The organism is Streptomyces sp. NPDC005963 (assembly GCF_040638655.1).
GTDB lineage: Bacteria > Actinomycetota > Actinomycetes > Streptomycetales > Streptomycetaceae > Streptomyces.
Genome location: NZ_JBEXVD010000031.1, coordinates 69,898 through 77,843 on the forward strand (window position 1 = coordinate 69,898; position 7,946 = coordinate 77,843).

Here is a 7,946-nt window from a genome sequence, read left to right on the forward strand (position 1 = left end):
AGGTACGGGCGATGGGGTCGGCCCGTCGATCCCGGTGGCCATCGGCCCGGCGCCCCGGGCCCGGACTCAGCTGCCGGGACGGTCCGCGAGCGCGGTCGGCGGCTCGTCGTCCATCTCGAAGGCCAACGGGAAGGGCGCGTGCCCGGCCAGACGGAACCAGCGCACCTTGCGGTGGCGGCGCAGCGCCCGTGCCGCGCGCACCGCGTCGTTGTGGAACCGCCGTGCCATCGGGACGCGCCGTACGGCCTGCGCCAACTCCGATGTGGCGTCCTCACCGCCGGGCACCTCGCGCACCGCCTCGACCTGCGCCGGCTCCTCGAAGACCGCACGCAGCGCGGCGCTCAACTCGCTCTCGGCGACCTCGCGCTGCTCCTCGTCGGCTTGCCTGGCCGTGCGCGCGGCCTCGTAGAGCACGATGGACGCGGCCGGGTCGAGCACGCCGGCCGTGGCCAACTCCTGCGTCACCGAGGCCCGGCGCAGCAACTGTGCGTCGAGGGCGGCGCGCGCCTTGTCGATCCGGGTGTGCAGTCGGTCGAGCCGCCCGGCGGTCCAGCTCAGGTAGAGGCCGATGGCGATCAGGGCGACGAAGATCCAGATGAGCGTTGCGGTCACGGGGCGTAAGGCTACCGGGGTGCCGCGTCAACGCCGTGGGAGCTCGGCACGAGCGGGCCGCCGACCACACAAGCGGCCCGCGGGGGTGATCAGTTCCTGGCGAGACCGAAGCGCGAGCGCAGTCCCGGGCGTTCGTCGGCGGCCACCGCGGCAGCGCCCTCCGTCACCGTCTCGTAGACGGCGAGGATGTCGGCGCCGACCGTGGACCAGTCGAAGCGGCGTACGTGCGCACTGCCCCGCGCGGACAGTTCCGTGCGCCGGTCGGGGTCGCCCAGGAGTCGCACGGCGGCAGTGGCCAGTGCGTCGGCGTCCTCGTTGGCGAAGAGTTGGCCCGCCGCCCCCTGGTCGAGGACCTGGGCGAAGGCGTCCAGATCGCTGGCGAGCACGGGTGCTCCCGCGGACATCGCCTCCACCAGGATGATGCCGAAGCTCTCCCCGCCCGTGTTGGGTGCGACGTAGACGTCGACGCTGCGCAGCAGTCGGGCCTTGTCCTTGTCGCTGACCATGCCGAGGAACTCGACGCGGGAGCGCATCTCCCGGGGCAGTTGGGCCACTGCCTCCTCCTCGTCCCCTCGTCCGGCGACCAACAGCCTGGTCTCGGGGCGCTCGGCGAGGATCGCGGGCAGGGCCTTCATCAGCACCGGCAGTCCCTTGCGCGGCTCGTCGATGCGGCCGATGAATCCGATGGTGCCGCCCTGCCACTCGGGCTTGGGTTCGGCGTTCTCGAAGAAACCGACGTCGACGCCGTTCGGAATGACGACCGCATCGCCGCCGAGGTGCTCGACCAGGGTGCGGCGGGCGTACTCGCTGACCGCGATCCGGGCACTGATCTTCTCCAGCGCGGGCTGGAGGATGGGATAGGCCGCGATCATGGCGCGTGAGCGCGGGTTGGAGGTGTGGAAGGTGGCGACGATCGGTCCCTGCGCGGCCCAGCAGGTCAGCAGGCCGAGCGAGGGCGAGGTCGGCTCATGGATGTGGATCACGTCGAAGGTGCCGTCGTGGAGCCATCGGCGTACGCGCGCGGCCGAGAGGAAGCCGAAGTTCAGCCGGGCCACGGACCCGTTGTACGGGACCGGTACGGCACGGCCCGCCGACACCACGAACGGCGGCAGCGGGGTGTCGTCGTCGGCGGGGGCCAGGACGGACACCTCGTGGCCCAGCCTGATCAGATGGTCGGCCAGGTCCCTGATGTGGAACTGGACCCCTCCGGGGACGTCCCAGGAGTAGGGGCAGACGATGCCGATCTTCATGAGGTGGCCCCTCGGGGGTCGCGGGGGTCGAGGTCGGAGAGCCACAGCCGCTGGAGCATGTGCCAGTCCTCCGGGTGCTCGGCGATCCCCGTGGCGTAGGCGTCGGCCAGGAGTTGTGTCATGGAGGACGTCTTTTCGGCGCGGGTACCTGTCTGGGGCACGTCGATGGGCGGATGGACCCTGCCGTACATCGTCGGCGACCGGCCGTACCAGAGGGTGACGGGCAGCAGCAGGGCTCCGGTCTGTTGGGCGAGCATGGCCGGCCCCGCGGGCATCCGCGCGGTCTCGCCGAAGTACTTCACCTCGACCCCGGAGGCCGACAGATCGCGGTCGGCGACCAGACAGACCAGTCCGCCGGCGCGCAGCCGACGGGCGAGGGTCCCGAACGCGGCGCCCCCGGAGTGGGGCAGCACCTCCATGCCGAGGCTTTCGCGGTAGGCCACGAACCGGTCGTAGAGCGACTCCGGCTTGAGCCGTTCGGCGACCGTGGTGAAGGGGTGGTTCAGGGTGCGCGTCACCCAGGCCCCGGCAAGGTCCCAGTTCGCCAGGTGGGGCAGCGCCAGGATCACCCCCCGACCGGCGGCCATCCCGTCGGTCAAATGATGGACGTCGTCGACCTGCACGCTCTCGCGGACCCGCTCCGCGCTCCAGGTCGGCAGCCGGAAGGACTCCATCCAGTAGCGCATATAGGACCGCATCCCGGCGCGGGACAGTTCGGCGAGACGGGCGGGACCCGCGTCGGGCACGACCCGCGCGAGGTTGGCCTCCAGCCTGCGCACTCCCTCGCCCCGGCGCTTCCAGACCGAGTCGGCGATCGTCCGGCCGAGGGCGTTCGCCGCCGGTTCGGGCAACCTCTTGACCGCGGACCAGCCCAGCCCGTACAGCCCGTCGGTGACGCGGTCACGGGCGGTCACGTTGCCTCGGCCTCGCTCCCCTGCGCCTGCTGGGTGGCCGCGTCGGCTTCGGCGGACTCGCGGCGCACGGTGACGACCCGCTGCCCGAGGGTGACCGCACTTCCGACGGCGACGATCCACAGGGCGATCGGCAGCAGCACGTCGATGCCGGGGACCCCGAACGCGTGCAGTCCGGCCAGACCCGCGGCGACCAGGGAGATCACCAGCCGCTCGGCCCGTTCGACGAGACCGTTGACCGCGACCGGAAGACCGATGGCCTCGCCGCGCGCCTTGGTGTACGAGACGACCTGACCGCTCGCGAGACAGAAGATGGACACCGCGCACAGGACGTTGTTGTCGCCCTGTCCCGCGTACCAGAGGGCGAACCCGCCGAAGATCGCACCGTCGGCGACCCGGTCGAGGGTCGAGTCGAGGAACGCGCCCCAGCGGCTGGAGATGCCCGCCTGGCGGGCCATGTTCCCGTCGATGAGGTCGGAGAAGACGAAGAGCGTGATGACGATCGTGCCCCAGAAGAACTCTCCCCTGGGGAAGAAGACCAGCGCACCCGCCATCACACCGGCCGTGCCGATCAGGGTGACCGCGTCGGGGCTCACCCCGCGACGGAGCAGAAATGCGGCGAACGGCGTGAGGACACGCGTGAAGAATGCACGCGCGTACTTGTTCAGCATGGCCTTCCCGGGGTTGGGGTGAGCCGTGTGACCCCTTGGCCACCGGCTGGCCCATCGTAGCCAGGACCGACGCGGTCCAGCGCCGGGACCCGACGCGGGTGCCGGCCGGGTGCCGGCCGGGTGCCGGTCGGATGCCGGTTGAAAGGCGCCTCCCGCTCCCGAGCGCACGACGTATGGACGCGCCGTGGGCGGAGTGGAAAGCTCGAAGGACGACTGCGGGCACCAGCACGGCTGCCCGTCGGCCACCGTCCCACGGCCCCTCGGCGGGCGGGTCCGGCGGCCCGCCCCGGCTTCCCCCGGCGTCCGCGGCCCTGTTTCCTCACCGTTCCTCACCGTGCAATCGACACGATCGATCGGGAGGCACCATCCATGGGCGACAAGGCACACACCCACCCCGGAGCCGCCGGCAGGGCGACGACGGCCGACCGGCCCTCTTCCGTACGGAACGTGGTGCTGGTCGGCCACAGCGGCTCGGGAAAGACCACCCTGACCGAGGCCCTGGCGCTCACCGCGGGCGCACTCAACCGGGCCGGGCGCGTCGAGGACGGGGCGACCGTATCCGACTACGACGAGATAGAGCACCGCCAGCAGCGTTCCGTGCAGCTCTCGCTCGTCCCCGTCGAGTGGGAGGGGTACAAGATCAACCTCCTGGACACCCCGGGGTACGCGGATTTCGTCGGAGAACTCCGGGCGGGGCTGCGCGCGGCGGACGCGGCCCTCTTCGTCGTCTCCGCGGCCCAGGCCCCCGAGGCGGTCGCCGGTGCGACCCGCGCGGTGTGGGAGGAGTGCGCCGCCGTCGGGATGCCGCGCGCCATCGTCGTCACCCATCTGGAGACCGCCCGGACCGGCTTCGACGAGTTGACCGCGGTCTGCGCCTCGATCTTCGGCGACGACGACCCCGATGCCGTCCTCCCCCTCTATCTGCCCCAGTACGGATCCCCCGGGCCCGACGGCCACGTTCCGGTGACGGGATTGGTGGGGCTCCTCACGCAAGGGATCTTCGACTACTCCTCGGGTGAACGTCGAGCACTCGCCCCCGACCCCGACCAGTCGGCCCTCATCGAACGGGCCCGCAACCGGCTGATCGAAGGCATCATCGCCGAGAGCGAGGACGAGTCCTTGATGGACCGCTACCTCAACGGCGAGAGCATCGACCTGGCCAGTCTCATCGGCGATCTGGAGACGGCCGTCGCCCGCGGGACCTTCCACCCGGTGCTCGCAGCCGCGCCGGCCGCACACGGCGCCAAGCAGGGGCTGGGCACCGTCGAGCTACTGGAACTGATCACCCGCGGATTCCCCACCCCGCTGGAGCCCGCACCGCCCGTGGTCACCAGCCCGCAGGGCGCCAAGCGCCCCCCGATCAGCTGCGACCCGGACGGCCCGCTGGTCGCCGAAGTCGTCAAGACGGCATCGGACCCCTATGTCGGGCGCATCTCCCTGGTGCGCGTGTTCTCCGGGACCCTGCGCGCCGACGAGACCGTCCATGTGTCGGGGCACGGCCTGGCCGACCGCGGGCACGAGGACCACGACGTGGTGGAGCGGGTCGGTGCGCTCACCGCTCCCTTCGGCCGCCATCAGCGTCCGATCGGTCAGGTCTTCGCCGGTGACCTCGCCTGTGTCGCCAAACTGGCGCGCGCCGAGACCGGCGACACCCTCTCGGCCAAGGACGACCCCCTGCTGATGGAAGCCTGGCCGATGCCGGACCCGCTGCTGCCGTTGGCCATCTCCGCGCACAGCAAGGCGGACGAGGACCGGCTCTCCAGCGGCCTCGCCCGACTGGTCGCCGAGGACCCCACCATGCGCCTCGAACAGAACCGGGCCACCCGTCAGGTGGTGCTGTGGTGCCTGGGCGAGGCCCATGCGGACGTCGCCCTGGAGCGGCTGCGCAAACGGTACGGGGTCCAAGTCGACGTCGTGCCCCACCGGGTGTCCCTCCGGGAGACCTTCGGCACCAGGTCGACGGGCCGGGGCCGCCATGTGAAGCAGTCCGGCGGCCACGGCCAGTACGCGATCTGCTCGATCGAGGTGGAACCGCTGGCGACGGGTTCGGGCATCGAGTTCGTCGACAGGGTGGTGGGCGGTGCGGTGCCCCGCCAGTTCATCCCCTCCGTCGAGAAGGGCGTACGCGCCCAGGCCGCCCGCGGCGTGATCGCCGGATACCCCCTCGTGGACGTGCGGATCACGCTCGTCGACGGCAAGGCGCACTCGGTCGACTCCTCGGACGCCGCCTTCCAGACCGCGGGCGCACTGGCCCTGCGGGAGGCCGCTGCCGAGTGCCCCATCCATCTGTTGGAGCCGGTGGCCGAAGTCTGCGTACTGGTTTCGGACGAATACGTCGGCCCGGTGATGAGCGACCTGTCCGGTCGACGCGGCCGGGTCGTGGGAACCGAACAGTCGTCGGGCGCACGGACTCTGGTCCGGGCCGAGGTCCCCGAGATCGAGATCGACCGGTACGCGATCGATCTGCGCTCCCTGTCCCACGGGACCGGCCAGTTCAGCCGCCGCTACGCCCGCCATGAGCCGATGCCGCAACACGTCGCCGACCGGATCGGGGAACTCCAGGGCGATCGCGCATAACTCCCGCCCACGGGGCCGGGATCGGGATGCCGTCCGTCCGCACGCGGCGCCGGACGGCATTTCTCCGTCCCGTGACGAATCAGTCGCACCCCGGATACGCTGAGGTGCCCAGCTCAGCATGTGTGCAGGGCGCGTTGGCCGGGAAAAGGCCGCAGAGCAGCAGCCGAGCGGCGTTGGGGGCGATAAGTCACGATGGACGGTTTCGATTTCAGTCCCGGAGCACAGGTCCCGATCATGGGCTCCGCAGGGCAGACCGCGGCGACGCACGCGCTGGCGTCCGCCGCGTACCGCGACAGCCCGGCGGCGGACATCCTCAAGGCCAACAACGACTGGCACAAGTCGTCCGTCAGCGCGGGCAAGTTCTCCCTGTTCGAGCCCAATCTCGGCGAGGCGTTCTCCCGCGCGCTGCAACTGCGGATGCTGGGGGGCGGGCGGGGTGCGCTGATCCAGTCGTTCGGGATGGAGCCGCAGACGGTCGTCGAGCACGCGCTCGCGGCCAGCCGCATCCGCAAGGAGCGTGACACCAAACTGACCGTGATCACCGCGGTCTGCGGGCTCCTCTTCCTCCCTGGTCTGCTGCTGTGGATGGGGGTCTTCCAGCTCCGCCGCACGATCGCGGGTGCGCAGAACAAGCGCGCCGGCACCTTGGGCACCATCCTGCTGTTCGCCATCGGCGGGCTCGCGCTGCTCTTTCTGATCCGGCTGCCGTTCAGCGGTTTCTGGGCCTACTACCTGCGCGGAATGATCGTCGCCCCGGTCATCGGCTGGTTCCTCGCCCTGCGGATCTGCGAAGCGACCGCCAAGGACCTGCGCGAGCGCTGGGACGGTCTGCTGTCGGGCGGCGGCGTCGCGGCGAAGGTGCCCGACGCGGTCCCCGGCAACCCCGGTGACAAGGCGCGCGAGGAACTGCGCCAAGGGCTGCACAAGCTCACCGCCGAGCAGCACGCCAACTCCGTCTTCTACGCGGGCCCCAAGGGAATACTGGGCATGGGAACCCGCTGGGGCAGTTGGCAACTGGCCGAAGAACTGGTGTCCAAGGACCCCACCAAGGAGATCAACCAGTTCCGCAGCTGGGACGTCGTCAAGGCGATGCACGACAAGCTGAAGCTGCTGGAGCGCGGCCCGCTGAACTCCGGCGGCTTCCCCACCCCTTCGGTCAAGCACTGGGTCGTCTCTCCCGTCGGGGAGAACGCCGGCTCGGTCTCCCGCCCGGACGGTCAGGACGTGGAGGCGTTCCAGATCAAGGGCCACGAGATGCAGCGGATCTGCAACCACCAGCAGTTCGGCAGCGGAAACCGCCACTACCTGGGCGTTCAGTTCACCCTCTGGGACGGCCAGCTGATCATCACCATGATGATCAATGTCACGGTCCTCCACGAGACGCTGCGCATCGAGGTCACCGGCCATGCGCTCGGGCCGGTGCACGGTCTGTTCACCACCAAGTCCTCGCCGAAGACCGTCACCACCAGCAAGGCGATCCGCTTCTGGGAGACCAAGAGCCGCACCCTGCCGCTGGTCGACGCCCCCGAGGTGGTGCGCCTCGCGGTGCGCGCACCGCTGACCTGGTACCCCCCGCTGCTCGACTTCCTCGGCGGCAAGCTGAGCCTGCCGGAGCCGTTCGGGCTGCGGCACGCCTGGGCCGAGCAGCCCTGGCGGCACCGCTTCATGGCGGACGACGCCCTGCGCGCGGCGACCCCCGTGCTGCGCGTGGCCCATGCGGCTGCGCTGAAGGTCCTCAACGAGAACGGGGTGGACACCGACCGCTTCAACAGCCGTTCCATGGCCGTCAGCGGTGCCGTCCAGGACCTCGCGCCCAAGAAGGCGGATCTGTACGACGCCTGACCGGACCGTCCACGAACGCGCTCTCATGACGAAGTCCTCCTCGGAGCCGAAATCAAGGTGTGGGCTGGCGTGTCTACTTCTCC

General features: G+C 70.6%; 6 protein-coding genes. 2 read left to right on the forward strand and 4 right to left on the reverse strand.

The features are described from left to right. Positions 1 to 66 precede the first annotated feature (66 nt). The 4 genes from ABZ348_RS29915 to pgsA form a co-directional block, all read right to left on the reverse strand. Complete coding sequence (locus ABZ348_RS29915) at positions 67 to 612, reverse strand: hypothetical protein (RefSeq protein ID WP_358938305.1); 546 nt, start codon at positions 610 to 612, stop codon at positions 67 to 69. 89 nt (positions 613 to 701) lie between these two features. Continuing rightward, positions 702 to 1,862 carry a glycosyltransferase family 4 protein gene (locus tag ABZ348_RS29920; protein ID WP_358938306.1) on the reverse strand — a complete coding sequence of 387 codons (1,161 nt, stop codon included), beginning with the start codon at positions 1,860 to 1,862 and terminating at the stop codon, positions 702 to 704. Next, positions 1,859 to 2,776 carry a phosphatidylinositol mannoside acyltransferase gene (locus ABZ348_RS29925; protein ID WP_358938307.1) on the reverse strand — a complete coding sequence of 306 codons (918 nt, stop codon included), beginning with the start codon at positions 2,774 to 2,776 and terminating at the stop codon, positions 1,859 to 1,861. The genes ABZ348_RS29920 and ABZ348_RS29925 overlap by 4 nt, the downstream gene beginning before the upstream one ends. Then, entirely contained in the window at positions 2,773 to 3,444 is a 672-nt protein-coding gene (gene pgsA / locus ABZ348_RS29930; RefSeq protein WP_358879226.1) for a phosphatidylinositol phosphate synthase, read from the reverse strand. The genes ABZ348_RS29925 and pgsA overlap by 4 nt, the downstream gene beginning before the upstream one ends. Before the next feature lie 369 nt (positions 3,445 to 3,813). Here pgsA and ABZ348_RS29935 point away from each other — a divergent pair, with 369 nt between their 5' ends. Continuing rightward, positions 3,814 to 6,021 (forward strand): elongation factor G-like protein EF-G2, encoded by a 2,208-nt coding sequence (locus tag ABZ348_RS29935; RefSeq protein WP_358938309.1) that lies wholly within the window; start codon positions 3,814 to 3,816, stop codon positions 6,019 to 6,021. A gap of 192 nt (positions 6,022 to 6,213) precedes the next feature. After that, positions 6,214 to 7,863 carry a hypothetical protein gene (locus tag ABZ348_RS29940; protein WP_358938311.1) on the forward strand — a complete coding sequence of 550 codons (1,650 nt, stop codon included), beginning with the start codon at positions 6,214 to 6,216 and terminating at the stop codon, positions 7,861 to 7,863. The last annotated feature ends 83 nt before the right edge of the window (positions 7,864 to 7,946 follow it).